Below are 23,343 nucleotides of genomic sequence, written 5' to 3' on the forward strand. Positions count from 1 at the left end.
ACCCCGCCTTTCAGACCTCTTTCGGAAGTCATCGCCCGCTTCGTGCCGGCGATGACTTCCAAGAGCCCCCTAGCAGGCGCAGATCAGCGGGTAGTTGGTCGTGTCGGCGATGGTGGTCATGCCGTAATACTGCACCAGCACCGACTCCGCCGTGCAGAAGGCCCCCTCGACCCAGGCCTGGTCGTTGGAATAGGCCTCGCCGATGATGAACAGGTTGGCCGCGCTCGCCCCCGGCACGAGGCCGGTCGGCTGGCGGATCCTCTGCATCACGTCGCAGATGTCGTAGTGGGCGGCCCAGGCGTGATAGCCGGCCCCGAACGGATTGAGCGAGAAGTCGTCGAAGATCGACTCCACCGGCCAGGGGATCTGGTGGGCGGCGTTGGGATCGCCCCAATGCACCTTGGCCAGTTCCAGCAGCACCATGCGGATCATGGTGTCGGTCGCCTTCCGGGGGCCGAACAGCACCTGGTAGTCCTGGTCGATCGGGACCTTGCGGCGCTCGCCGACGCCGATCTCCAGCTCCTGCCAGAACTGCACGTACTGCATGTCGTCATACGAGGCGAGGACGCCATAGGTCGGCTTGGCCGCCCCGTCGCTGTTGTCGCCGAAGTAGTAGACCTGGCGCAGCGGCAGGTCGGTGATGGTCGGGCCGAAGGTGTTGGGCGCGCCCGACAGGTCCGGCGGATAGGGCACCTCGGCGTCGGTCCACCAGGGGCGGTCGAAGAACAGCATCACCCGCATCGACGGCTGGCGGATCACCCCGTCCATGTAGAGCTGCACGCCCTCGGCGTTGAGGATATCCAGCGTGCCGGCCGGCATGTCGGCGTAGCGCGTGGCCTCGGCCACCAGGTCGAGCGAAGCCGGCGGCATGGCCAGGAAGGCGTTCTGCGTGGTCTGCACCTCGCCGCCCTTGAAGGGGTTCTCAGCGCTGGCCAGGCGGTAGTTGACCACCTTGTCCTCCAGCCACACCGAGTGCAGGCGGGTCTTCTGGGTCAGGACGAGGTCGACGCCCGCCTTCTGCGCGGCCGCCAGGGCCTGCTGGTACAGCTGGACGAAGACCTGGGAATAGCCGCCGCTGACGGTCTTGAACGCCCCGCCCGGCGCGAACTCGCCATTGTAGACGGCGGCGTTGGCGGCGTTCCAGTTGATGACGTTGGAGGTGTAGCCGCCGGCGTCGGCCGCGTACTCGTAGCCCTCGTTGCCGGCCTGATCGTAGAAGACGTTCCAGTAGCCGATGTTGCCGGCGATCGAGCCGGGCGGATAGACGAACGAGTTGAAGGTCTCCGGCAGCCGGCCCGAACCGTAGAAGGCGCATTGCTGGCTCCGGGTCGAGACCGGCGCGCCGCCCGTGATCAGGGCCGAGATGTTCGAGAACAGGGTGGCGGCCGGCTGCTCGTTGTTGCCCGGGGTGTTGTAGGGCGCCGGATGGGTCGCCAGGTCATTCTGGTAGATGTGCTCCTCGCGCAGGAACAGCAGCGGGTTGTCGGTGGTGTTGAAGTCGATGACCTTGCCCGCCAGGCCCAGCGCCTGGATGGTCAGGGTGACCAGCTGGTGGCCTTGCGTGCCGTCCCACTCGATGAAGCGCATGCCGCCCGCCTCGATGTAGGACTGCTGGGGATCGTCGAAGCAGAAGTGGGTGACGATGCGCCCGGCCGGCAGGCGCGTGCCCGAGCCCGGCCCGTCAAAGGCGTAGTCGCCCCACTCGTAGAGCTGGATCACATCGCCCGCGAGCGCCTTGCCGCCGGCAGCCAGCCGCCAGGCCGTATAGAGCCCCGCCGGCCCCGCACCGAAGATCGTGTAGGTCGTTCCCATGGCCGCCTCCCGCTGGCCGCCTTGAAGCGACCCTGACTTGCATTTTCGCGATTACGCGCGAAGCGGTCCATCGCGACTGTGCGAAACCAGACATTCGCCGCGAAAGCAGCGGCCAAAGAAAAAGGCCCCGGATCGCTCCGGGGCCTTCGTCTTTCAGGGCTCGCGTCCGCCTCAGTCGGCGGTCGTCGCCGTGTCCACCGGGGCGGCGTGATGCTCGTCCGAGCCGTGCGACCACTTCTTGAGGAAGGGCGACAGCACCAGGAAGATCACGCCGATGCCGGCGGCGATCAGGCCGATGACGTTGAACACCTGCAGCGAGGTGCGCAGCGCCGCCTCGGGGTCCAGCACCTGGCCGCCGACGGTTTCCACCGTCGTCAGGCCGGCGATGAAGCCGCCGACGTACTGGGCGATGGCCACGGCCATGAACCAGACGGCCATGATGAACGACACCATCGAGGCCGGCGACAGCTTGGTCATCTGCGACAGGCCGACGGGCGACATGCACAGCTCGCCGGTGGTGTGCAGCATGTACATCAGCACCAGGAAGAACAGCGGCATGCGGAAGACGCCGTCGGCGAAGGTCGAACCCCACTGCAGCACCAGGAAGCCGAGGCCGACCTGCAGCAGCGCCAGGCCGAACTTGACGACCGGGTTGGGATCCTTGCCGCGACGGCCCAGGAACGTCCACAGGGCCGCAAACACCGGGGCAAAGATCAGGATCCAGCCGGCGTTCAGGGCCTGGGTCTGGGCCGCGTTGAAGCTGGCGTCGATCCAGAAGGTCGAGGCCGGGTCGAGGCCCGCCGCCTTCAGCTGGCCCGGGGTGGCGATGGTCACCGCGTCGCCGAACAGGCGGATCGGGGCCGAGGTCAGGTTCAGGTTGACGTTGGTGGCCGCGAACAGGTTCAGCGACGAGCCGGCCTGCTCGAACAGGGTCCAGAACACCACCGCGCCGAAGATCAGGAACATGGCCAGGGCCAGGCGCTCGCGCTCGATCTTGCCGACCTTGGCGAACATGAACCAGACGATGTAGCCGATCGAGGCGATCATCCCCAGCGTCAGGGTGACGCCGACGATGGCGCTGCGCTGGACCATGAAGAACACCACGCCCACGGCCAGCAGCGACACCAGATAGATCAGGTGTTCGCGGCTCAGCGGCCCGGCCACGCTCTGCTTCAGCGCCTTGGCGTCGGGCGCCTCGCCCTTGCCCATCAGCAGGGGCTTGCCCAGCACGAAGACGACGAAGCCGGCCAGCATGCCCACGCCGGCCAGGCCGAAGCCCGCCCACCAGCCGACCTTGACGCCCAGATAGCCGCACAGCAGCGAGGCCCAGAACGAGCCGAGGTTGATGCCGTAGTAGTAGAGGGTGAAGCCCGGATCCCGGCGCGGGTCGCCCTGCGGGTACAGCTGGCCGACGATGGTCGAGATGTTGGGCTTCAGGAAGCCGACGCCGACGATGATCAGCGACAGGGCCAGCCAGAAGATGTTCAGATAGGTCGGGTCACGACCCTCGACGCCCAGCTTGTACTGGCCCTTGGGCAGAACGGACGGCAGGCCCGCGTTGGCCGGCAGGTCCTTGATCTCGAAATCGCCGACCTTGGTGGCCGAGATGTCGTAGGGCTTGCCCGCCACGACCAGCCGCGCCACGCGGTCGTCGCCGCGGCCCTCGGCCTGGAATTCATAGGTCTGGCCGGCATAGGCCAGGGTCTGGGTCGCCGGCTTGCCTTCGACCGCCATGGTCAGGTGGCCGGCCACCAGCAGCAGGGCGCCGAAGGCGACGGCCTTGCGCGTGCCCAGCCACTTGTCGGCCAGGAAGCCGCCGATCAGCGGCAGCAGGTAGACGAGGGAGGTGTAGGAGCCGTAGTGGGCGTTGGCGACCTTCGGCTCGAACAGGAAATGCTGCGTCAGATAGAAGATCAGGATCGCCCGCATGCCGTAGTAGGAGAAGCGCTCCCACATCTCGGCGAAGAACAATATGATCAGCCCCTTGGGGTGCTCTTTTATAAGCTGCAAAAATACCGGCAGGCCCGTCAACAATGTGACGAGCACGCCGATAACGATGACGATACTATTCATTCTCGACCTTGACTGTATTCAAGTCAGATAGGGCGACACCAACGGTCGTTTCGCCCTCCCCTCCCCAGTTCGCGGGGAGAAGATCACGCGGCTTTCCGTTTCACAAGCAAAGGCTTGCCAGAGGGGAGCGCTTGCCCGGCCCCGCGCGTTTCCTAGCCGACACCTTCCGCAACGGCAGGATAACCGCCCATGCAATCGTCAAACCCCGACCATCCGATCACCGGCGCCCGCGAGAGCGGCCGCGTGCGGGTGCTGTTCGAAGGCCACGAGATCGCCGACAGCGACGACGTGCTGGTGCTGCGCGAGGCCGACTATCCGCCGGTGCGCTATTTCCCGCGCGAAGACGTCGCCACGGCCTTCCTGCGCAAGACCGACCACACGACCCGCTGCCCCTACAAGGGCCAGGCGACCTACTACACGATCTATCGCGACGGCCGGATCGTCGAGGACGCCGTCTGGTCCTACGAGACGCCGTTGCCCGGCATGGAGCGCATCGCCGGACGCCTGGCCTTCTATCCCGAGCACGTGGTCTTCCAGGCCGACGCCCTCAGCCCCGCCGAAGCCGCCGCCATTCCGTCGGCCGCCCCCGGCGCCGCGCCGCTCAACGCCCGCGATATCGACGAGGTCGTCCGCCACACCGACAGCGGCTCCGGACACAGCCAGGCCGAGCATTGGGACGCCAATGTTTCCATGCCGGACGAGGGATCGAGCGAGGGAAAGGAGAACCGCGACCTTGGCCGTCCCTACCACGGCACAGGCTCGATCTAGCGGGTGCGTTAACAAATCCCTACTAGGGGCTGTGCTAAATTGCACGTTTTTGTGACCCGGCGGCGCCATTCTCGCTTGCCAAGCGTTACAACCCGGCAGATCGTCTCAAATGAAACCGTCCACTCTCGCGTCACGGGAGATTAGAGACGGAGGAGGAAGCCATGGCCTACATCAGCCTGGAGGCGCGTTCGCACAGCGCGCCGCGACACCGAGTACGTTGGGGCCGCGTCGCCGTTCTGGCGATCAGCTTCGCCTTTTGGGCCGGCCTCATCTCCTTGGCGGTAGCGCTGTTCTAACCAAGGCGCGGATCCCTCGCGCCCCGCCCGCCGCGAGACACTCGATGCCCCTGCAGCCCAGCCGCCCGATCACCGTCGCGATCGCTCGTTCCATCGACGACGTCTACGCCTATGCCGCCGATCCCCAGCGTATGGCGCAATGGGCCGCCGGTCTTGGATCCGGCCTGAGTTCGACCGATAACCCCGAGGTCTGGACCGTCGAGACGCCCGCCGGCCAAGCCCGCGTTCGCTTCTCTCCCCACAATCCCTACGGCGTGCTCGACCACTGGGTGACCCAGCCTGATGGCGGCGAGGTCTATATTCCCCTGCGCGTGGTGGCCAATGGCGACGGCGCCGAGGTCACCCTTACCCTCTTCCGCCTGCCCGAGATGGACGACGCCGCCTTCGAGGCCGACGCCGCGGCGGTGACCCACGACCTCCAGACCCTGAAGGCCAGGCTGGAAGGCTGAGACCCAAAGGCTGAGGATCAAGGCCGGGCGTCGGCCAGCCGCCACGGGAACCCCCAGGCGCGTCGCCGGTTAGGCCCGTCGACCCGGACGCATCGGGTGGAGGGACGCGGCCATGGACGACGGTTACATCACCACCCGGGGAACGGGCGACGAGACCCACCAGCACGTTCCGGAGAAGGGTCCGCACGACGCCGAAGCCCACCTGACCACCAACCAGGGCGTCCGCGTCTCCGATAACCAGAACCAGCTGAAGTCCGGCCCGCGCGGCCCTGTGCTGCTGGAAGACTTCGTCCTGCGCGAGAAGATCTTCCATTTCGACCACGAGCGCATTCCCGAGCGCATCGTCCACGCCCGCGGCTCGGCCGCCCATGGCTTCTTCGAGGTCTATGAAAGCCTGGCCGACCTCACCAAGGCCGACCTGTTCCAGCGGCCCGGCGAAAAGACCCCGGTGTTCACGCGCTTTTCGACGGTCGCCGGCGGCGCCGGCTCGGTCGACACCCCGCGCGACGTGCGCGGCTTTGCGGTGAAGTTCTACACCCAGCAGGGCAACTGGGATCTCGTCGGCAACAACATCCCGGTGTTCTTCATCCAGGACGCGATGAAGTTCCCCGACCTGGTGCACTCGGTGAAGATGGAGGCCGATCGCGGCTATCCGCAGTCGGCCAGCGCCCACGACACCTTCTGGGACTTCATCAGCCTGATGCCGGAATCCACCCACATGATCATGTGGGCGATGAGCGACCGCACCATCCCGCGCTCCCTGCGCACCATCGAGGGCTTTGGCGTCCACACCTTCCGGCTGGTCAACGCCGAGGGCAAGTCGACCTTCGTCAAGTTCCACTGGAAGCCCAAGCAGGGCGTGGCCTCGACGATCTGGGACGAGGCGGTGAAGATCGCCGGCGCCGATCCCGACTTCCAGCGCCGCGACCTGTTCGAGGCCATCCAGCGCGGCGACTTCCCCGAGTGGGAACTGGGCATCCAGGCCTTCGACCAGGCCTTCGCCGACAGCTTCGAGTTCGACGTGCTCGACCCGACCAAGATCATCCCCGAAGAGGTGATCCCCGTGCGCCCGATCGGCCGCATGGTGCTGGACCGCTGGCCCGACAACTTCTTCGCAGAGACCGAACAGGCCGCCTATTGCCCGGGCAACATCGTGCCGGGCGTCGACTTCACCAACGACCCGCTGCTGCAGGGCCGGCTGTTCTCCTATCTCGACACCCAGAAGAGCCGCCTGGGCACCTCGAACTTCCACCAGATCCCGGTCAACGCGCCCAAGTGCCCGGTGATGAACTTCCAGCGCGACGGCATGATGCAGATGCTCCAGCCCAAGGGCCGCGCCAACTACGAGCCCAACAGCCTGGCCGAAACGGCCGGCGAGATCGGCGGGCCGCGCGAATGCCCGGTGACCGGCTTCCACACCCACGAGGCCGCCGACCGCGACGACGAGCAGGGCGACAAGCTGCGTCTCCGCCCCGAAAGCTTCGCTGATCACTACAGCCAGGCCCGCCTCTTCTTCCGCTCGCTGGATCCGGCCGAGCAGGCCCACTTGGCCTCGGCCCTGGTGTTCGAGTTGTCGAAGGTGGCGATCGAGGCGGTGCGGACGCGGATGCTGTCCAACCTGGTCAATGTCGATCCGGACCTGGCCAAGCGGGTCGGCGAGGGCCTGAACATGCCCGTGCCCAACGCTTCGCAGTCGGCGGTTCCGGTCCAGGACCTGCCGCCCTCGCCGGCCCTGCGCATTATCAACGGTCCGCGCGCGCCGAGCGACCTCAAGGGCCACGCGATCGGCATCCTGGTCGCCGACGGCTCGGACGCCAAGGCGGTCGACAGGCTGAAGGCGGCGATCGCCAAGGCCGGCGCGGTGGCCAAGGTGATCGCCCCGAAGATCGGCGGCGCCAAGGGCGCGGACGGAACCCTGATCCCGGCCGACGGCCAGCTGGCCGGAACCCCGTCGGTGACGGTGGGCGCCATCGCCCTGGTGCTGTCGGAAGACGGCTGCGCGGCCCTGCTGAAGGAGGCCGCGGCGGTGCAGTTCGTCATGGACGCCTTCGGCCACCTCAAGGCCATCGGCGCCAGCGACGCCGCCAAGCCGCTGCTGGACAAGGCGGGCGTCGAGCCGGATGACGGCGTCACCGACCTGGGCGCCGACTTCCTGGCCGCGGCGGTCAAGCGCTTCTGGGACCGCGAACCGAAGGTTCGGACGCTGGCCTGAATCCCTCTCCCCCTGCGGGAGAGGGTGGCCCCCGCGAAGGCGGGGGTCGGGTGAGGGGTCGCACATATAGAAACGCCGCGACGGCTGATCAGCTGTCGCGGCGTTTTACGTCTGAGAAACCCCTCATCCGTCAGCTTCGCTGACACCTTCTCCCGCAGGGGGAGAAGGGGACTAGAACTCTTCCCAGCTGTCGACGGCCACGGCGGCCGAGCCGTGGCTGGCGAAGGCCGCCGCTCGGGCCTGGGCGGCGCGCGCCGGGCTCGCGGCCGGGCGCGAGGCCGAGGTCGTCGCGGCCGGGGCCGAAGCGCCGCCCGAGACCTTGAAGCGTCCGACCTGCTGGGCCAGTTCGCCCGCCTCGCCCTTCAGCGAATGGGTGGCGGCGGTGGCTTCCTCGACCATGGCGGCGTTCTGCTGGACGACCTGGTCCATCTGGTTCACCGCCACATTGACCTGGTGCAGGCCGGTGGACTGCTCCTGGGCGCTGGCGGCGATCTCGCTGACCAGGCTGTCGATGCTGGCCACCTGGGCGACGATGGCGCGCAGGGCCTCGCCGGTCTGGCCAACCAGGGACACGCCGGCGCCGACCTGCTGGGTCGAGGTCGAGATCAGGCCCTTGATCTCCTTGGCGGCCTCGGCCGAGCGCTGGGCGAGCGCGCGAACTTCCTGGGCGACGACCGCGAAGCCCTTGCCCGCGTCACCGGCGCGAGCGGCTTCGACGCCGGCGTTCAGGGCCAGCAGGTTGGTCTGGAAGGCGATCTCGTCGATCACCCCGATGATGTTGCCGATCTGGCCCGAGCTCTGCTCGATGCCGGCCATGGCGTTGACGGCCTGGCTGACGATCTGGCCGGAGCGCTCGGCCCCGGTGCGGGCGTCGGCGACGAGGCCCGAGACTTCCTTGGCGCCGGTGGCGGTCTTGCGGACCGTGGCGGTGATCTGGTCGAGGGCCGCGGCGGTCTCTTCCAGGCTGGCGGCCTGCTGCTCGGTGCGTCGCGACAGGTCGTCGGAGGCCTGGGCGATCTCTTCGGAGCCGGCGCGGATGCCGCCGGCCGCGCCGTTAATGCCGCGCATGGCCTCTTCCAGGCGCACGGCCGCGCCGTTGAAGTCGGTCTTCAGCTGCTCCACGTCCGGGGCGAAGCGGGCGGTGATGCGGAACGTCAGGTCGCCGTTCGACAGGTGGCCCAGGGCTTCGGCCAGGGCGGACACGGCGAGCGCGTCTTCCTGGGCCTTGGCGGCCTTTTCGGCTTCGGTGCGGGCGCGCTCGCTCTCGGTCAGGCGACGCTGCTCGACGGCCTCGCCTTCCAGGCGCAGCTTGTGGATGGCGGCGTCCTTGAAGCTCAGCACGGCCTGGGCCATCTGGCCGATCTCGTCCTTGCGGCCGACGGCCGGCACCTCGACGTCGTTGTCGCCGCCGGCCAGGCGGCGCATGGCGGCGGTCATGGCCGCCACCGAGGCGCCGATGGTCGCCGACAGCATCCAGCCCATCAGGCCGGCGATGGCCAGGGCGACGACGCCGCCGATGGCCAGCGACAGCTTGGCCGTGGTCATGGCCGACGCCTGCTCCTGGGTGCGGATCGCCACCCGTTCAGCGGCGGCGTCGGTCAGTTCCTGCTGTACGGCGCGGATCTCCGTCAGGCTCTTGCGGCCGACCAGATCGCCCGCCTGGACGCGGCCGGCGACAGGGTCCGCGGCCATGGCGGCGAAGGCTGGCTCGATGATCGTCCCGCGCCAGGTCGCCACGGCGGCGCGCAGGCGCTCGATGCGGGCCTTCTGCTCGGGGATGGTGGTCTTGGCCTCGAAGGCGTCCAGCGCCTTGTCGAACTTGCCCTTGGCCTTGGCGTAGGTCTCGGCGAACGAGGCGTCGCCCAGGATGACGTAGCCGCGGGCGGCGTTCTGCTGCTCGAGCACCAGGGTCATCATCTCCTCGGCCTCGGTAGCCAGGGACAGGCTGCGCTGGCTCGAGATCGAGGCTTCGTCGATGCGCTTGAGGCTGGTGAAGACGACGCCCGAGGAAATCACGAAGGCGATGATCAGGGCGCTGAACGCCACGCCCAATTTCGCCGAAATCTTCAAGTCGTTGAAACGCATATCGCCCAGCCCGTGACCTATCTTTTGATAAGACAAGGAACTGGGCGATAAAACTTAAGCACACATTGCGGAACGCACCAATAACGGTGCTATTTCACGCAACTAGATGCGGCACAATACCGCATCCCCCATCTGAACAGTCGTAAGTTCACCTCCGAGATCACGGGTGCGCGACCCGGAATCCAGGGCTCCCTTGACCGCGGCCAGCAGGCGATCGGCGGCTTCGATCTCCTTCAGCGACCAGCGCAGGGCCATCTCGAACGACAGGATGGCGGCCAGCGGATTGGCCAGGCCCTTGCCGGCGATGTCGGGGGCCGAGCCGTGGATCGGCTCGTACAGGCCTGGCTTGTTGGGGTCGCCGATGGCGGCCGAGGGCAGCATGCCCAGCGAGCCGGTCAGCATGGCCGCCGCGTCCGACAGGATGTCGCCGAACAGGTTGTCGGTGACGATGACGTCGAACTGCTTGGGGGCGCGCACCAGCTGCATGGCGCAGTTGTCGGCCAGGATGTGCTCCAGCTCGACGTCCGGATACTCGCGCGCGTGCAGGTCGGTGATCACCTGCTTCCACAGCAGGCCCGACTCCATGACGTTCGACTTCTCGGCCGAGTGGACCTTGTTCTTGCGGCCGCGGGCCAGCTCGAAGGCCACGCGCCCGGCGCGCTCGATCTCGCTGGTGGTGTAGAGGGCGGTGTCGAAGCCCTTCTTCTGGCCGTCCGGCAGGGTCTCGATGCCGCGCGGTTCGCCGAAATAGACGCCGCCGACCAGTTCGCGCACGAACATGATGTCCAGACCCGAGACCAGTTCGGTCTTCAGGCTCGACGCGCCCGCCAGGGCTTCGAAGCAGTAGGCCGGGCGCAGATTGGCGTAGACGTTCATCGCCTTGCGCAGGTTCAGCAGGCCTGCTTCCGGGCGCAGGTGGCGCGGGGCGTCGGCCCACTTGGGACCGCCGACGGCGCCCATCAGCACCGCGTCGCTGGCCAGGGCGCGATCGCGAACCTCGTCGGTCAGCGGCGTGCCGTGGGCGTCGTAGCTGGCGCCGCCGTAGATGGCCTCCTCGACCACGAGGCTGGGCACGAGGGCGGCCGCCACGCGGCGCACCTCCGCGCAGACTTCCGGACCGATGCCGTCGCCGGGGAGCAGGAGAAGCGTAGCCATTTCAGATCTCGCGATAGGCGGAAACGTCGAAGGAGGACATGCGGCGCTCGTGAACGCCGAGCTCGGCGCAGGCCGCGCGCCACGCGGCCATATGCGGCGAAGCACGGTGGAAGGCCAGGGCCTCCTCGTCCGTGAAGTGCTCGTAGACCCGGATCAGGCCCGGATCGATCTTCCGACAGGGCGTAGTCCAGGCAGCCCGGCTCGCCGCGCGATCCGGCCACCTGGGCGGCCAGGTGCGGACGAAGATCCGCCAGGCGCCCGGGCGCGATGCGGATGGTGCCGGCGAGGATCAGGGTCATTCGAAACTCTCTCCCTTCCCCCTTTGATGGGGAAGGGTCGGGGTTGGGGGTGGAAACCTGTTGGGATTAAGCGCGAACCGAGCCGCCGCTGTCACCCCCACCCCAGCCCTCCCCCATCGAGGGGGAGGGAGCGCACCCCGCTACTCCAGCCAGGGCTGGCCGATGGCGCGCTTGCTTTCGAACAGGTCGATGTCTGTGGCGTGCATCAGGGTCTCGCCGATGGCGTCCAGGCCCTTGAGCATCTTTTCCTTGCGCACCGGGTCGATCTGGAAGCTGAAGGTCTTGCCCGAGGGCGAGATCACCGTCTGGGCTTCCAGGTCGATGCTGACCATGTGGTTGCCGCCCTTGGCCTCGTCCATAAGGACGGCGACTTCCTCGGGCTTCAGCACCACCGGCAGCAGGCCGTTGTTGAAGCAGTTGTTGTTGAAGATGTCGGCGAAGCTGGTCGAGATCACGCACAGGATGCCGAAGTCCATCAGCGCCCACGGGGCGTGCTCGCGCGAGCTGCCGCAACCGAAGTTGTCGCCGGCGATCAGCACGCTGGAGCCCTTGTACTCCGTGCGGTTCAGCACGAAGTCGGCGATCTCGTTCCCCGCCGGGTCGAAGCGGAAGTCGAAGAACAGACCCTTGCCCAGGCCCTCGCGCTCCACGGTCTTGAGGAACTGCTTGGGGATGATCTGGTCGGTGTCGATATTGGCCAGCGACAGGGGCGCCGCGCGGCCGTCGAGACGGGTGAAGGCTTGCATCAGTTGCTCTCCGCCAGCAGCGTGCGCACGTCGACCAGGCGGCCGGCGATCGCCGCCGCCGCCGCCATGGCCGGCGAGACCAGATGGGTGCGGCCGCCGCGGCCCTGACGGCCCTCGAAGTTGCGGTTGCTGGTCGAGGCGCAGCGCTCGCCCGGCTCCAGGCGGTCGGGGTTCATCCCCAGGCACATCGAGCAGCCCGGCTCGCGCCAGTCGAAGCCCGAGGCCTTGAAGATGGCGTCCAGACCCTCGGCCTCGGCCTGTTCCTTGACCAGGCCCGAGCCCGGCACGACCATCGCCTTGACGTGCGGCGCGACGAGGCGGCCGTGCAGGAAGGCTTCCTGCACCACGGCGGCGGCGGCGCGCATGTCCTCGATGCGGCTGTTGGTGCACGAGCCGATGAAGACGCGGTCGATGCGGGCTTCCGAGATCGGCTGGCCAGCGGTCAGGCCCATATAGTCCAGGGCCCGATGCGCGGCGGCGCGCTTGTCGGCCGTGCCGAAGCTTTCGGGCTCGGGCACGTTGCCGGTCACCGGGATGACGTCCTCGGGCGAGGTGCCCCAGGTGACCATCGGCACGAGAGCCGCGCCGTCGATGACGACGGTGCGATCGAAGACGGCGCCTTCGTCGGAGAAGAAGGTCTTCCAGTGGCTGACGGCCATGTCCCAGGCCGCGCCCTTGGGGGCGGCGGGCTTGCCCTTGACGTATTCGAAGGTGGTTTCGTCGGGCGCGACCAGGCCGGCCTTGGCGCCGCCCTCGATGGTCAGGTTGCAGAGGGTCATGCGGCCCTCCATCGTCAGGCCGCGCACGGCCTCGCCGGCGTATTCGATGACATAGCCGGTGCCGCCGGCCGTGCCGATCTCGCCGATCACGGCGAGAGCGATGTCCTTGGCCGTGACGCCGGGGCCCAACTGGCCGTCGACGCGCACCAGCAGGTTCTTGGCCTTCTTCTGGCGCAGGGTCTGGGTGGCGAGCACATGCTCGACTTCCGACGTGCCGATGCCGTGGGCCAGGGCCCCGAAGGCGCCGTGGGTCGAGGTGTGGCTGTCGCCGCAGACGATGGTCATGCCCGGCTGGGTGCGGCCCTGCTCGGGACCGACCACGTGGACGATGCCGTTGCGGATGTCGCCCATCGGGAAATACTCGATCCCGTTGTCGGCGACGTTGCGGCCCAGCGTCTGAAGCTGAAGGCGCGCCTCCTCGTCCGCCACGGCGTCGACGCCGGCGGCCTGGTTCTCGGTCGGCACGTTGTGATCCGCCACGGCGAGCGTGCGGTCGGGCCGGCGCACGGGGCGATGCGCGGCGCGTAGGCCGGCGAAGGCCTGCGGCGTCGTCACCTCGTGGATGAGATGCAGGTCAATGTAGAGGATCGCTTCGCCGTCCTGTTCGTTGACGACGTGTGCGTCCCAGATCTTGTCGTAGAGGGTCTTTGTTGCGCGGGTCATAGCGCTCCGCATCTAGGCCCGAAGAGAGGACGCGTAAAGCGAGGAAGCGCCAGAAATTCACTGTGTGATCGCCGGGCGGTGATCGATCCTGCCCCGTGCGGGCGCTCCAAGGCTGGTGAAGCGCATGTTTTTTGCCCCGACACCCCAGCTGAGCGACGAGGATCGCGAGCGCGGCCTGCGACATCTGGTCCGCGAGGCCGGCTACTCCAACGCCTCCACCGCGGTGACCAGCGGCGTCATCCTGACCGCCTTCGCCCTGCACCTGGGCGCCTCCAACACCACGATCGGCCTGCTGGCGGCGGTGACCTTCTGGGTGCAGCTGCTGCAGGCGCCCGGCGTGCTGCTGGTCGAACATTTCCGCACCCGCAAGCGGATCGCCATCCTCGGCGCCTTCTTCGCCCGCTGCGCCCTGCTGGCCATGGCCGTCCTGGCCCTGCTGCCCAACGCCGGGGCGGTGACGCTGTCGGCGCTGGTGGTGCTGCAGTTCCTGTTCTGCGGGATCGCCACCTTCGGCGGCTGCGCCTGGAACGCCTGGGTGCGCGACCTCGCGCCCGAGCAGCGGCTGGGCCAGATCTTCGCCAGGCGGACGATCAACGCCACCGTCGTCGGCCTCGTCGCCAGCCTGGCGGCAGCCTTCGCGCTGGACCGTGCGCCGGCGGGATCGGAGCTGCGCCCTATCGCCTTCGCCGGGCTCTACGTGGCCGCCTTCATCGCCGGCGTGCTCAGCTGCCGCGAGCTGGCCAAGACGCCCGAGCCGCAGATGCCCGCCCCCGCCGAGCGGGTGAAGCTGCTGCCCCTGCTGCGCGCGCCGCTGCGCGACCAGAACTTTCGCCGGCTGATCATCTTCCTGGCCAGCTGGCAGTTCGCGGTGAACCTGGCCACGCCCTTCTTCACGGTGTTCTTCGTCAAGCAGCTGGGGCTCGACATCACCTTCGTGGTGATCCTGGGCGTCGTCAGCCAGGCGACCAATGTCCTGGCCCTGCGCAGCTGGGGCCTGCTGTCGGACCGCTTCGCCAACAAGTCGGTGCTGGCCGTGGCCGCGCCGATCTTCATCCTGTGCATCGCCGCCATGGTGGGAGCCTCGCAGATCAGCGAACGGCCGCTGGTCATGGCCTATCTGGTGGCCCTGCACGCCCTGATGGGCTTGGCGACGGCGGGGGTGACCCTGTCGTCGGGCAATATCGCCATGAAGCTGTCTCCGCGCGGCTCGGCCACCGCCTATATCGCCGCCAACGCCCTGATCAGCTCGGCCGCCGCGGGCGCCGCGCCGCTGCTGGGCGGAATGTTCGCCGACTTCTTCGCCGCCCGGCGGCTGGAGATCCTGCTGCGCTGGACCAGTCCCGGCGACGTCCTGACCCTGATGCCGCTGCGTATCAGCAGCTGGGACTTCTACTTCCTGCTGGCCTTCGTCCTGGGCCTCTACGCCCTGCATCGCCTGTCGCTAGTCACCGAGGCCGGCGAGGTCGACAGCAAGGCCATGGTCGGCGAGGTGCTGGCCCAGGCCCGCCGGGAGGTGCGCAACCTCTCGCCGATCGCCGGCCTCAAGCTGCTGACCGACGTCCCCGCCGCGATCCTCCGCGACGAGCGGGTGCAGAGACGGCTGCTGCGCGCGCGCGAAAGCCAGGCGGCGCGGGACGCCGAAAAGGCGCGGCGAGGTGGTCGGCGGGTGAAGAAGGCGGGGTGAAGGACCCCGCCCTCGACAAGTCCGAAAAATGGCCCGGCCAACGCCGGCCAGAGGTGGTTTGCGGAGGTTGAGCTAGACAGTCGACCTAGCCGCCCGTCTGGCCGAACGCGCTGACCGGTCGAAGCCTAAGTCCGGGTCAGTTCCGGCAGGGGCTGTTGTCGAGCGCGGCCTGGGCGCCGGGATGGTCAACTTTTGCCGCCTTGCCGTACCAGGACAAAGCCAGATCGCAGTTCTTCGTCACGCCCAGCCCGGTCTCATAGGCGTGGGCTACGTTGAGGTAGGCCTCCATGGCCCCCGCATCTGCCGCCTTGCTGAACAGGACGAACGCCTCCTTCCGGTCGCGCGGTACGCCCATGCCATTCCAGTAGAGCGTGCCGAGATTGTTCTGGGCGGCCGTGTTTCCCTGGTCGGCCGCCTTGCGATACCAGGCAGCGGCCATGGAGAGGTCCTTCGGGACGCCCCAGCCCATCAGGTAGAGCCGCCCCAGATAGGATTGCGCGGTCGGATCGCCGCGCTCCGCGGCGGGCGCCCAGAGCGCTATGGCCGCGGCGTAGTCGCCCCGCTCCGCCGCCTTCAGGCCGTCTTCGACGACGCCCGCCACGGCCGGAGCCGCCAAGCAGAACGCCATCACGACAGCCGACGCCACACCACCAAGTCTACGCATGCCCACCCCCAAATACGGATGGATGGAAGTCACAAGCTCGACCGGTCGGCAAGAAAAAGGATGGTGACGATCCGCTCCACGGCCTCAGGGGCTAGCGGATGGAGCCGGGAATGACGGGAAGTTCTGACGCCCTCCAGAAACGACTAAGGGCGCGCCGGTCGTGGAGACCTGTCGGCGCGCCCTGACATCGTTTTCAACACTCCAGGGGCCGATGGCTCCGCCTGAAGAGGGCCGTCCACTAGAAAGGAGACGGTCTGGAAGCCCGCCGCCTAAGCCGCGAGGGTGAGATCATTCAGCACCCGGAACGGAGTTATGTCAATAAGCGTGCGAACGCACCAAGCTTGACCTTGGGACCCGCCGACGTCGTGCTCGTTTTCGCCGCCGGCCGCGACCGGCAGATCACCCCCGACCAGGCCTCGGCCGACGGCGGAGCCGCGCTGGCCGGCGCGATCGCCAGCACCACCAGAAGACCGCCAGCCGCCCAGATTCGTCGCATGTCGCCCCCGCTTCATCGACTGAACCTGAGATTGCAGCCGATCCAGGGCTGTGCGCAAGCGCACAAGCAAAAGGCCCCGGTGTTTCCACCGGGGCCTTCGATCCTTCCGCCGAAACGGAAAGGAGAACTATTCGGCGTCGCGACGAACGTTGACGCGCTCGGCGATACGGGCCGACTTACCGCGACGGTCGCGCAGGTAGTACAGCTTGGCGCGACGGACGACGCCGCGGCGCTTGACTTCGATGCTTTCGATGCTCGGCGAGAGCAGCGGGAACAGACGTTCCACGCCTTCGCCGAACGAGATCTTGCGGACGGTGAAGCTCTCATGGACGCCGGTGCCGGCGCGGGCGATGCAGACGCCCTCGTAGGCCTGAACGCGTTCGCGCTCGCCTTCCTTGATCTTCACGTTGACGCGCAGGGTGTCGCCGGGACGGAAGTCCGGGATCGCGCGGGCGCTCAGCAGACGCGAGGCTTCTTCTTGCTCGAGCTGGGCGATGATGTTGATAGCCATGTCTCAGTCTCCTTTGGGCTTACCCGTTTTCGGGCCGCCTTTTGCCTGTTGATTGGCGAGATGCGCGTCCCACAGATCGGGCCGCCGCTCGCGGGTCGTTTCTTCACGCATACTGGACCGCCACTGAGCGACCTTCTTGTGGTCGCCCGACAGCAGCACCTCGGGGATGTCGAGCCCTTCGAACGTCCGCGGCCTGGTGTACTGCGGATGCTCGAGGAGACCGTCCTCGAAGCTTTCTTCCAGCGTGCTGTCGATATTCCCCAGAACACCCGGGGCAAGTCGAACGCACGCCTCGATCACCACCATCGCCGCCGCCTCGCCACCGGCGAGCACCGCGTCTCCGACGGAGACCTCCTCGAACCCCCGGGCGTCGAGCACCCGCTGGTCCACCCCCTCGAAGCGGCCGCACAGCACCACGATGCCGGGCGCCTTGGACCACTCCCTTACGCGCGCCTGGGTCAGGGGCCTGCCCCGGGCGCTCATGTACAAAAGCGGCCGCCCGCCCAGGTCCACGCTGTCGAGCGCAGAGGCGATGACGTCCGCTTTCAGTACGGCTCCCGCGCCGCCACCCGCAGGGGTGTCGTCGAGGAAGCCGCGCTTATCCTTGGAAAAGGCGCGAATGTCCAGTGTTTCCAAACGCCACAGATCCTGCTCGCGCCAGGCCGTCCCGATCATCGAGACGCCGAGCGGGCCGGGAAAGGCCTCGGGGAACATGGTCATGACGGTGGCGGTGAACGGCATGGCGGGGGTTTAAAGCCGGAACGCGCCCAGGGGAAGGCGGCGAGGCGCTTCAGAAGCTCGCGCCCTCCGTCCGCCCGTGGCGGGTCTCGCGGTCGTAGCGGGCGCTTTCGGTCCCCACCCGGGCGCTGGCGGCCTTGGCCGCGTCGGCTGCGCCGTCACAGGACGCAGCCTCCAGCGCACGCCGGATCTCCTCACGTCCCGCCCGCGCGATCGCGACATGGCCAAGCTCGTGACGCCGCAAAGCGATCATGTAGGCGTCCCACGGCTTGCGCACGCGGGCGTTCAGTCGATCGCCTTCGACCGGCCGAGGCAGCAGAACGGTTATGCGCAAGCCTATCTCGACGCCGTCGATGCTGCAGCCCTGCGGACTGTTCTTGCGCCGCCAACGCCACTGATAGCTCCACTTGGTCAGAGCGTGGACGCGCTCGCCGTCGGTGCTGTCGGTCGGCCCCAGCCGGTCGATGGCCGCGCGGATGGCGCGCTGATCACGCCCCGGCACGTCATAGTAGCTGATCTCGATTTCAGGATCGCCGTCGAGGCCGTCCGTCTGGATGGCAGCCTGTTCCGTCACCTGGGCGACCGTCGGCCAACTGGCCCCCAAAGCCGCGACCACCGCCGCCACCGCTACCAAACGCCGCATGTCGCCCCCACTGCCCACCGGCCGCAAACTTCCTTGGACGCTGCCAAGCTGTAAAGCCTGCCGACCGTGTGCGCGCCGCCTTTTGGAAAACCGCCCCACATCTGCTATATGCGGCCCTCGACCCCGCACATTCCTCGAATTTCCCGGACCGCCCCTTGAGCGTCACCCTCGACCTGTCCCGCGTCGCACCTGTTGCCGACGCGGCCAAGCCGCCCGTCAACCTGTCGGGCCTGACCCGCCCGCAGCTGATCGCCGCCCTCACCGAGAGCGGCGTGGTCGAGCACGGCAAGGCCAAGATGCGCGCCACCCAGGTGTTCCGCTGGATCCACCACCGCGGCGTCACCGACTTCGCCCAGATGAGCGACGTGGCCAAGGAAACCCGCGCGCGCCTGGCCGAGACCTTCACCATCGCCCGCCCCGAGGTGGTCGAGCGCCAGGTCTCCAAGGACGGCACCCGCAAGTGGCTGATCCGCATGGCCCCGGGCATCGAGGTCGAGACCGTCTACATTCCGTCGGTGGGCCGGGTCGGCGCCCTGTGCGTCTCCAGCCAGGTCGGCTGCACGCTGAACTGCAGCTTCTGCCACACCGGCACCCAGCCCCTGGTGCGCAACCTGACGGCCGCCGAGATCGTCGCCCAGGTGCAGATCGCCAAGGACGACCTGGCCGAATGGCCGTCCGACAAGGAAGACCGCCTGCTGTCGAACATCGTGTTCATGGGCATGGGCGAGCCGCTGTACAATCTGGGCCAGGTGGCCGACGCCATCGAGATCATCAGCGACAACGAGGGCATCGGCATCTCGCGTCGCCGGATCACGGTGTCGACCTCGGGCGTCGTGCCGATGCTGGGCAAGCTGGGCGAGGCCACCCAGGCGATGCTGGCCATCAGCCTGCACGCCACCAACGACCCGCTGCGCGACGAACTGGTGCCGCTGAACAAGAAGTACCCAATCGCCGAGCTGATGGCCGGCATCCGCGCCTATCCGGGCCTGTCCAACGCCCGCCGGGTGACCTTCGAATACGTGATGCTGAAGGGCGTCAACGACAGCCCCGACGAGGCCCGCGCGCTCGTGAAGCTGATCAAGGGCATCCCCGCCAAGATCAACCTGATCCCGTTCAATCCCTGGCCGGGCAGCCAGTACGAGTGCTCGGACTGGGGCGCGATCGAGACCTTCGCGGCGATCCTCAACAAGGCCGGTTACTCCTCGCCGATCCGCACCCCGCGCGGCCGCGACATCCTCGCCGCCTGCGGGCAGCTGAAAAGCGAGAGCGAGAAGATCCGCGCCAGCGCCCTGCGCAAGCTGTCGATGGCGGCTATGGCCGGGATGCTGGAAGACGACGCGGACGACGCGGCTTAACTTTCCCTCTCTCATGGAGAGAGGGAGGGGCCCACGCCTCAGGCGTGGGAGGGTGAGAGGGTACGCCCTCTCCAGCTAGAGCGCATCGTCATCAAAGAAAGTCCACGGAGATCTCCCGGCCAGCGGTGAAACCTCTCACCCTCCCGCCGCTTCGCGGCGGGCCCCTCCCTCTCTAAGAGAAAGGGATCAAGAAAGCCGCGAACACTCCCCAGGCGAGCCCCCTACGCAAGACTCCCAGACCCGTGTTAGAGCTTGCGGCTCAAGTTCCAGGGGGTCACCGCGTACCATGCCTCAGATCCAGTCACCCGAGATCCAGGCCTTCGCCAACGGCCTGCTGACGACCCTGACCCATGTGGGCGTCACCCTGGTCATGCTGATCGCCGGCGCGGCGATCTACATCCTCCTGACCCCCCATCGCGAGATCAAGCTGATCCGCGAGGGCAACGCCGCCGCCGCCCTGTCGCTGGGCGGGGTGCTGACGGGCCTGGCCATTCCGCTGGCCGCCTCGCTGGCCGCCTCGACCTCGGTGATCGAGATCCTGCTGTGGGGCGTGGCCACCCTGGCGCTGCAGCTGCTGGTCTTCCGCCTGACCGACATGATGCTCAAGGGCCTGCCCGAGCGGATCAACGAGGGCGAGGTCTCGGCCGCCGCCCTGCTGGTCGGCGCCAAGCTGGCCACCGCCATCGTCATCGCCGCCGGCGTGGCGGGCTAAGGGCAAAGGGGGCAGACGGAGCGGGGCGCGTGCATTTCCCCAAGCTTCCAGACTGGCTGGTCTACGGCGCCGTGGTCGCCGCCCTGCTGGTGGTCGCCGTCGGCCGCCAGGAGCGCGCCGACGCGCCCACGCCGCCGCCGCCGGTGCCGGGCGAGGAAGGCGTGCCCCTGGGTCCGTCCTCGCCGTTCGATCCGTCGATCGTCGTCCAGGTGCCCGACAAGCAGGAGCCCGCCTCGGGCACGGCCTTCTCGGTGGGCCAGAGCGGCCAGTGGCTGACCGCCCGCCACGTGGTCGACGGGTGCAAGTCGGCCGCGATCCTGGTCGCCGACGGCCGCGGCGTGGCCGCCAAGGTCACCATCGATCCGCGCTTCGACGCCGCTATCCTGACCACAGAGGGCGGGGCCCCGGCCATGCCGATGAACCTGACCGACCCGCGAAAGGGCATGCGGGCCTACCACCCCGGCTTCCCGCAGGGCCACGCCGGCGAGGTGGCCTCGCGGCTGATCGGGCGCGAGAACCTGGTCGTCCACGGCCGCGGCGCCCGCACCGAGCCGGTGCTGGTCTGGGCCGAGGTCGGCCGCACCGACAACCTGAAGGGCACGCTGGCCGGCCTCTCCGGCGCCCCGGCCCTCGACAGCGCCGGCCGGGTGATCGGCGTGACCGTGGCGGAGTCGCCCCGCCGTGGCCGCATCTACACCACCGCCCCCGAAAGCCTGCGCACCCTGATCGGCCGCTCCCCCCGCCGGGGCGGCGCCGACCCGGACGTGCCCGAGTTCGCCCCGGGCGAAGCCATCACCACCGACAACTACGGCCGCATCGCCGACGGCCTGCGGCGGGACCTGCGGGTGGCCCAGGTGGTGTGTTTGGCGGTCTGAGCCGGCGCGAGGCCCTCTGTACGTACAAGATTGACCTGGCGTCCTGACGGCTCGGCTGTTCCGGTCGACGGTGATCGGCGCTTGCTTGCGAGCCCGGACAGCCGGAAGCTAGGCCCAGATGAGACGCGAACCCAAGAAATCCGAGACGCTGCAGGTCCGCCTGCCGCACGGCATGAAGCGCGACTTCATGCAGCGGTGCGAACAGGAGAACCGCCCGGCGAGCGACGTGCTCCGCGACTTCATCGACGCCTATCTGGCCCGTCCGGTGGAAATCCTCACATCGGAGAAAGCCGTGATGATCCGCAGGACCTTCGTCTATCCCGCCCTCGCCCTCGCCGCCCTGGTCGGCGGCGTCGTGGTGCTGGTCCCCGCCACCAGCCAAGCCACCAGCCTCCGCGCCGACTTCGCCGCCCTCGACGAAGACGACGACGGCCTGCTGAGCCTCGCCGAATTCAAGCGCCCCGACGACGGAGTAACCTATTCGGTCGTCCCGCCGGACGATGCCAGGCCGAGGAAGACAGGATTCACCCTCGGCTCGCCCGGCCTGGCCGCTACCTTCGACCGCCTGGACATCGATCGCGACAAGCGACTGAGCTTCGAGGAATATCGGGTGATGCGCGTGGGCGCGGCCATGGCGGTGTTCAAGTTGGGCGATACTGACCGCGACCAGCGGCTGACGCGGGACGAATACGTCGCCGGCGCCACCTTTCCGCCCGACGCGGTGGCTCAACTGAAGGCCAAGGCGCCCGATCCGTTGATCGACCTGGCCGTCAGGAAGATGCGCAAGGACGCCATCGCACGCTTCCAGCGCCTCGACGCGGACGAGGACGGCCTGCTGACCCTCGACGAGATCACGCCGGGCTAGGACGGCTCTTCTTCAGGGCGGCGGCGCCTTGAGCGCGTTGGACCAGAGTTTAGACGGCTTCGCCGTCCGACGCGCTCAAGCCATATGAATTGTAGCCGCCCGATACCGCCTCAGAATCGCCCCTTACGGCCACTTCACCTCGGGCGGCATGGAGCTGAGGATCGACTCCACATTGCCGCCGGTCTTCAGGCCGAACATGGTGCCGCGATCGTAGAGCAGGTTGAACTCCACGTAGCGCCCGCGCTGCACCAGCTGCTGCTCGCGCTCTTCCGGCGTCCAGGCTTCGCCCATGCGGCGACGCACCAGGGTCGGATAGATCTCCAGGAAGGCCCGGCCGACGTCCTGGGTGAAGGCGAAGTCGCGATCCCAGTCGCCGCTGTCGTGGTGGTCGTAGAAGATGCCGCCAATGCCGCGCGGCTCGTTGCGGTGGGGCAGGAAGAAGTACTCGTCGCACCAGGCCTTGTACTTGGCGTGCCAGTCCGGATCGTACTTGTCGCAGGCCCGCTGGTAGGCGGCGTGGAAGTCCACGGCGTCAGGGAAGTCCTGCTGGCGCTGGTAACCGAGCAGCGGGGTCAGGTCGCCGCCGCCGCCGAACCAGCCCTTGGTGGTGGCGATGAAGCGGGTGTTCATGTGCACGGCCGGCACGCGCGGATTGGTCATGTGCGCGATCAGGCTGATGCCGGTGGCGAAGAACCGCGGATCCTCGGCCGCGCCGGGCATGGTCTTGGCCATTTCCGGCGGGAAGGTCCCAAACACGGTCGAGACGTGCACCCCGACCTTCTCGAACAGGCGGCCATGCATCATGCCCATCACCCCGCCGCCGCCGGCCGCGCGATCCCAGGGCTTCAGCTCGAAACGGCCCGGCTTGTCGCCGTAGAGCTCGGCCGGGGCCTCGTCCTCAAGGGTCTCGAAGGCGGCGCAGATCTGGTCGCGCAGGCTCTCGAACCACGCCCGGGCGCGGGCCTTCTGGGCGTCGAGATCGGAAAGGGTGTCGGCTTCTTGCGTCATGAGGACGGCTTAAGCCCAAGCCCGATCCCAGGCAAATCCGGGGGCGCGCATAAGGGGTATTGCGGAGGGTTCAGGCCGCCTTGGCGCGGTGATGCAGTTTCAGCAGTTCACCGGGAGCAAAGGTCTCGAACCCGTAGGTGTAGCCCTCATCGTCGACGAATTCGACCTGGAAGGCCTCGCCCTTCCCAAGCACGTCCACGACCGTGCCCATCTCGCCCTTCCGAAGATTCAGGTCCGGCCGGTCGATGAGCAGAGCGACAGTGTCGAGTTCGTTGATCATCGGGCTTCCCGTGGGCGCCTGTCGTGGATCATTGCAGATTGCGCGGACAACCGGAATAGAAGCCCCCCACCCCGAGCATCCCCGCGAAGGCGGGGATGCTCGGGGTGGGGGCGACGAGGCAGGACAGAACAAACAAAAGGCCCGGGATCGCTCCCGGGCCTTCCGATCTCACCGA

General features: G+C 67.9%; 21 protein-coding genes and 1 pseudogene. 9 read left to right on the forward strand and 13 right to left on the reverse strand.

Going from position 1 to position 23,343, the window contains the following annotated elements:
* Nucleotides 1-69 precede the first annotated feature (69 nt).
* Both I4Q42_RS12615 and I4Q42_RS12620 read right to left on the reverse strand, forming a co-directional pair.
* Nucleotides 70-1,812, reverse strand: coding sequence for a flavin monoamine oxidase family protein (locus I4Q42_RS12615; RefSeq protein ID WP_198576433.1), 1,743 nt, complete (start codon nt 1,810-1,812; stop codon nt 70-72).
* 171 nt (nt 1,813-1,983) lie between these two features.
* Entirely contained in the window at nt 1,984-3,885 is a 1,902-nt protein-coding gene (locus tag I4Q42_RS12620; protein WP_198576434.1) for a peptide MFS transporter, read from the reverse strand.
* A 189-nt stretch (nt 3,886-4,074) separates the two neighbouring features.
* Between I4Q42_RS12620 and I4Q42_RS12625 the strand changes: the two genes are divergently transcribed.
* The 4 genes from I4Q42_RS12625 (at nt 4,075) to I4Q42_RS12635 (ending at nt 7,610) form a co-directional block, all read left to right on the forward strand.
* Complete coding sequence (locus tag I4Q42_RS12625) at nt 4,075-4,653, forward strand: DUF427 domain-containing protein (RefSeq protein ID WP_198576435.1); 579 nt, start codon at nt 4,075-4,077, stop codon at nt 4,651-4,653.
* 161 nt (nt 4,654-4,814) lie between these two features.
* Nucleotides 4,815-4,949: a hypothetical protein gene (locus tag I4Q42_RS26395; protein ID WP_269816496.1), complete on the forward strand. Its 135-nt coding sequence runs from the start codon at nt 4,815-4,817 to the stop codon at nt 4,947-4,949.
* Between the two features lie 44 nt (nt 4,950-4,993).
* Nucleotides 4,994-5,398 (forward strand): SRPBCC family protein, encoded by a 405-nt coding sequence (locus I4Q42_RS12630; protein ID WP_198576436.1) that lies wholly within the window; start codon nt 4,994-4,996, stop codon nt 5,396-5,398.
* 112 nt (nt 5,399-5,510) lie between these two features.
* A complete protein-coding gene (locus I4Q42_RS12635) occupies nt 5,511-7,610 on the forward strand; it encodes a catalase (protein WP_198576437.1) in 2,100 nt (699 codons plus the stop codon).
* 171 nt (nt 7,611-7,781) lie between these two features.
* Here the strand turns inward: I4Q42_RS12635 and I4Q42_RS12640 are convergent, their stop codons facing one another.
* From I4Q42_RS12640 to leuC, 5 genes and pseudogenes are all read right to left on the reverse strand, one after another.
* Entirely contained in the window at nt 7,782-9,695 is a 1,914-nt protein-coding gene (locus I4Q42_RS12640) for a methyl-accepting chemotaxis protein (RefSeq protein WP_198576438.1), read from the reverse strand.
* Between the two features lie 102 nt (nt 9,696-9,797).
* Nucleotides 9,798-10,850, reverse strand: coding sequence for a 3-isopropylmalate dehydrogenase (leuB, locus tag I4Q42_RS12645; protein WP_198576439.1), 1,053 nt, complete (start codon nt 10,848-10,850; stop codon nt 9,798-9,800).
* 1 nt (nt 10,851) lies between these two features.
* Nucleotides 10,852-11,149 (reverse strand): annotated as a pseudogene (locus I4Q42_RS12650) (putative quinol monooxygenase).
* Between the two features lie 140 nt (nt 11,150-11,289).
* Entirely contained in the window at nt 11,290-11,895 is a 606-nt protein-coding gene (gene leuD, locus I4Q42_RS12655) for a 3-isopropylmalate dehydratase small subunit (protein ID WP_198576440.1), read from the reverse strand.
* Nucleotides 11,895-13,337 (reverse strand): 3-isopropylmalate dehydratase large subunit, encoded by a 1,443-nt coding sequence (gene leuC / locus I4Q42_RS12660; RefSeq protein WP_198576441.1) that lies wholly within the window; start codon nt 13,335-13,337, stop codon nt 11,895-11,897. Before leuC ends, leuD begins: the two co-directional genes overlap by 1 nt.
* Before the next feature lie 124 nt (nt 13,338-13,461).
* Between leuC and I4Q42_RS12665 the strand changes: the two genes are divergently transcribed.
* Nucleotides 13,462-15,021, forward strand: coding sequence for an MFS transporter (locus tag I4Q42_RS12665; protein ID WP_198576442.1), 1,560 nt, complete (start codon nt 13,462-13,464; stop codon nt 15,019-15,021).
* A gap of 136 nt (nt 15,022-15,157) precedes the next feature.
* Here I4Q42_RS12665 and I4Q42_RS12670 read toward each other — a convergent pair whose 3' ends face one another.
* From I4Q42_RS12670 to I4Q42_RS12685, 4 genes are all read right to left on the reverse strand, one after another.
* Nucleotides 15,158-15,685 carry a tetratricopeptide repeat protein gene (locus I4Q42_RS12670; RefSeq protein WP_198576443.1) on the reverse strand — a complete coding sequence of 176 codons (528 nt, stop codon included), beginning with the start codon at nt 15,683-15,685 and terminating at the stop codon, nt 15,158-15,160.
* 623 nt (nt 15,686-16,308) lie between these two features.
* Nucleotides 16,309-16,692, reverse strand: coding sequence for a 50S ribosomal protein L19 (gene rplS, locus I4Q42_RS12675; RefSeq protein WP_232793094.1), 384 nt, complete (start codon nt 16,690-16,692; stop codon nt 16,309-16,311).
* Nucleotides 16,693-16,695: 3 nt separating this feature from the next.
* The gene (trmD, locus tag I4Q42_RS12680) at nt 16,696-17,433 is read right to left on the reverse strand and encodes a tRNA (guanosine(37)-N1)-methyltransferase TrmD (protein ID WP_198576444.1); all 738 of its coding nucleotides are present in this window, start codon (nt 17,431-17,433) and stop codon (nt 16,696-16,698) included.
* Nucleotides 17,434-17,482: 49 nt separating this feature from the next.
* Nucleotides 17,483-18,073, reverse strand: coding sequence for a DUF922 domain-containing protein (locus tag I4Q42_RS12685; protein WP_198576445.1), 591 nt, complete (start codon nt 18,071-18,073; stop codon nt 17,483-17,485).
* Nucleotides 18,074-18,228: 155 nt separating this feature from the next.
* Between I4Q42_RS12685 and rlmN the strand changes: the two genes are divergently transcribed.
* The 4 genes from rlmN (at nt 18,229) to I4Q42_RS12705 (ending at nt 21,880) form a co-directional block, all read left to right on the forward strand.
* Nucleotides 18,229-19,428: a 23S rRNA (adenine(2503)-C(2))-methyltransferase RlmN gene (gene rlmN / locus I4Q42_RS12690; RefSeq protein WP_198576446.1), complete on the forward strand. Its 1,200-nt coding sequence runs from the start codon at nt 18,229-18,231 to the stop codon at nt 19,426-19,428.
* A gap of 286 nt (nt 19,429-19,714) precedes the next feature.
* Nucleotides 19,715-20,140 (forward strand): DUF350 domain-containing protein, encoded by a 426-nt coding sequence (locus I4Q42_RS12695; RefSeq protein ID WP_198576447.1) that lies wholly within the window; start codon nt 19,715-19,717, stop codon nt 20,138-20,140.
* Between the two features lie 29 nt (nt 20,141-20,169).
* The gene (locus I4Q42_RS12700) at nt 20,170-21,015 is read left to right on the forward strand and encodes a S1 family peptidase (RefSeq protein ID WP_198576448.1); all 846 of its coding nucleotides are present in this window, start codon (nt 20,170-20,172) and stop codon (nt 21,013-21,015) included.
* A 118-nt stretch (nt 21,016-21,133) separates the two neighbouring features.
* Nucleotides 21,134-21,880 carry an EF-hand domain-containing protein gene (locus I4Q42_RS12705; RefSeq protein ID WP_198576449.1) on the forward strand — a complete coding sequence of 249 codons (747 nt, stop codon included), beginning with the start codon at nt 21,134-21,136 and terminating at the stop codon, nt 21,878-21,880.
* 123 nt (nt 21,881-22,003) lie between these two features.
* Here I4Q42_RS12705 and hemF read toward each other — a convergent pair whose 3' ends face one another.
* Entirely contained in the window at nt 22,004-22,888 is an 885-nt protein-coding gene (gene hemF, locus I4Q42_RS12710) for an oxygen-dependent coproporphyrinogen oxidase (RefSeq protein ID WP_198576450.1), read from the reverse strand.
* 70 nt (nt 22,889-22,958) lie between these two features.
* Complete coding sequence (locus I4Q42_RS12715; RefSeq protein ID WP_110120017.1) at nt 22,959-23,168, reverse strand: DUF4926 domain-containing protein; 210 nt, start codon at nt 23,166-23,168, stop codon at nt 22,959-22,961.
* Nucleotides 23,169-23,343: the final 175 nt, after the last annotated feature.

Source organism: Caulobacter hibisci, assembly GCF_016135805.1.
Lineage (GTDB): Bacteria > Pseudomonadota > Alphaproteobacteria > Caulobacterales > Caulobacteraceae > Caulobacter > Caulobacter hibisci.

What these genes read in the sequence shown, in the direction of transcription:
- I4Q42_RS12615 (WP_198576433.1), bottom strand. Translation starts at nt 1,812, where the DNA reads ATGGGAACGACCTACACGATCTTCGGTGCGGGGCCGGCGGGGCTCTAT.
- I4Q42_RS12620 (WP_198576434.1), bottom strand. Translation starts at nt 3,885, where the DNA reads ATGAATAGTATCGTCATCGTTATCGGCGTGCTCGTCACATTGTTGACG.
- I4Q42_RS12625 (WP_198576435.1), top strand. Translation starts at nt 4,075, where the DNA reads ATGCAATCGTCAAACCCCGACCATCCGATCACCGGCGCCCGCGAGAGC.
- I4Q42_RS26395 (WP_269816496.1), top strand. Translation starts at nt 4,815, where the DNA reads ATGGCCTACATCAGCCTGGAGGCGCGTTCGCACAGCGCGCCGCGACAC.
- I4Q42_RS12630 (WP_198576436.1), top strand. Translation starts at nt 4,994, where the DNA reads ATGCCCCTGCAGCCCAGCCGCCCGATCACCGTCGCGATCGCTCGTTCC.
- I4Q42_RS12635 (WP_198576437.1), top strand. Translation starts at nt 5,511, where the DNA reads ATGGACGACGGTTACATCACCACCCGGGGAACGGGCGACGAGACCCAC.
- I4Q42_RS12640 (WP_198576438.1), bottom strand. Translation starts at nt 9,695, where the DNA reads ATGCGTTTCAACGACTTGAAGATTTCGGCGAAATTGGGCGTGGCGTTC.
- leuB (WP_198576439.1), bottom strand. Translation starts at nt 10,850, where the DNA reads ATGGCTACGCTTCTCCTGCTCCCCGGCGACGGCATCGGTCCGGAAGTC.
- leuD (WP_198576440.1), bottom strand. Translation starts at nt 11,895, where the DNA reads ATGCAAGCCTTCACCCGTCTCGACGGCCGCGCGGCGCCCCTGTCGCTG.
- leuC (WP_198576441.1), bottom strand. Translation starts at nt 13,337, where the DNA reads ATGACCCGCGCAACAAAGACCCTCTACGACAAGATCTGGGACGCACAC.
- I4Q42_RS12665 (WP_198576442.1), top strand. Translation starts at nt 13,462, where the DNA reads ATGTTTTTTGCCCCGACACCCCAGCTGAGCGACGAGGATCGCGAGCGC.
- I4Q42_RS12670 (WP_198576443.1), bottom strand. Translation starts at nt 15,685, where the DNA reads ATGCGTAGACTTGGTGGTGTGGCGTCGGCTGTCGTGATGGCGTTCTGC.
- rplS (WP_232793094.1), bottom strand. Translation starts at nt 16,692, where the DNA reads ATGGCTATCAACATCATCGCCCAGCTCGAGCAAGAAGAAGCCTCGCGT.
- trmD (WP_198576444.1), bottom strand. Translation starts at nt 17,433, where the DNA reads ATGCCGTTCACCGCCACCGTCATGACCATGTTCCCCGAGGCCTTTCCC.
- I4Q42_RS12685 (WP_198576445.1), bottom strand. Translation starts at nt 18,073, where the DNA reads ATGCGGCGTTTGGTAGCGGTGGCGGCGGTGGTCGCGGCTTTGGGGGCC.
- I4Q42_RS12695 (WP_198576447.1), top strand. Translation starts at nt 19,715, where the DNA reads ATGCCTCAGATCCAGTCACCCGAGATCCAGGCCTTCGCCAACGGCCTG.
- I4Q42_RS12705 (WP_198576449.1), top strand. Translation starts at nt 21,134, where the DNA reads ATGAGACGCGAACCCAAGAAATCCGAGACGCTGCAGGTCCGCCTGCCG.
- hemF (WP_198576450.1), bottom strand. Translation starts at nt 22,888, where the DNA reads ATGACGCAAGAAGCCGACACCCTTTCCGATCTCGACGCCCAGAAGGCC.
- I4Q42_RS12715 (WP_110120017.1), bottom strand. Translation starts at nt 23,168, where the DNA reads ATGATCAACGAACTCGACACTGTCGCTCTGCTCATCGACCGGCCGGAC.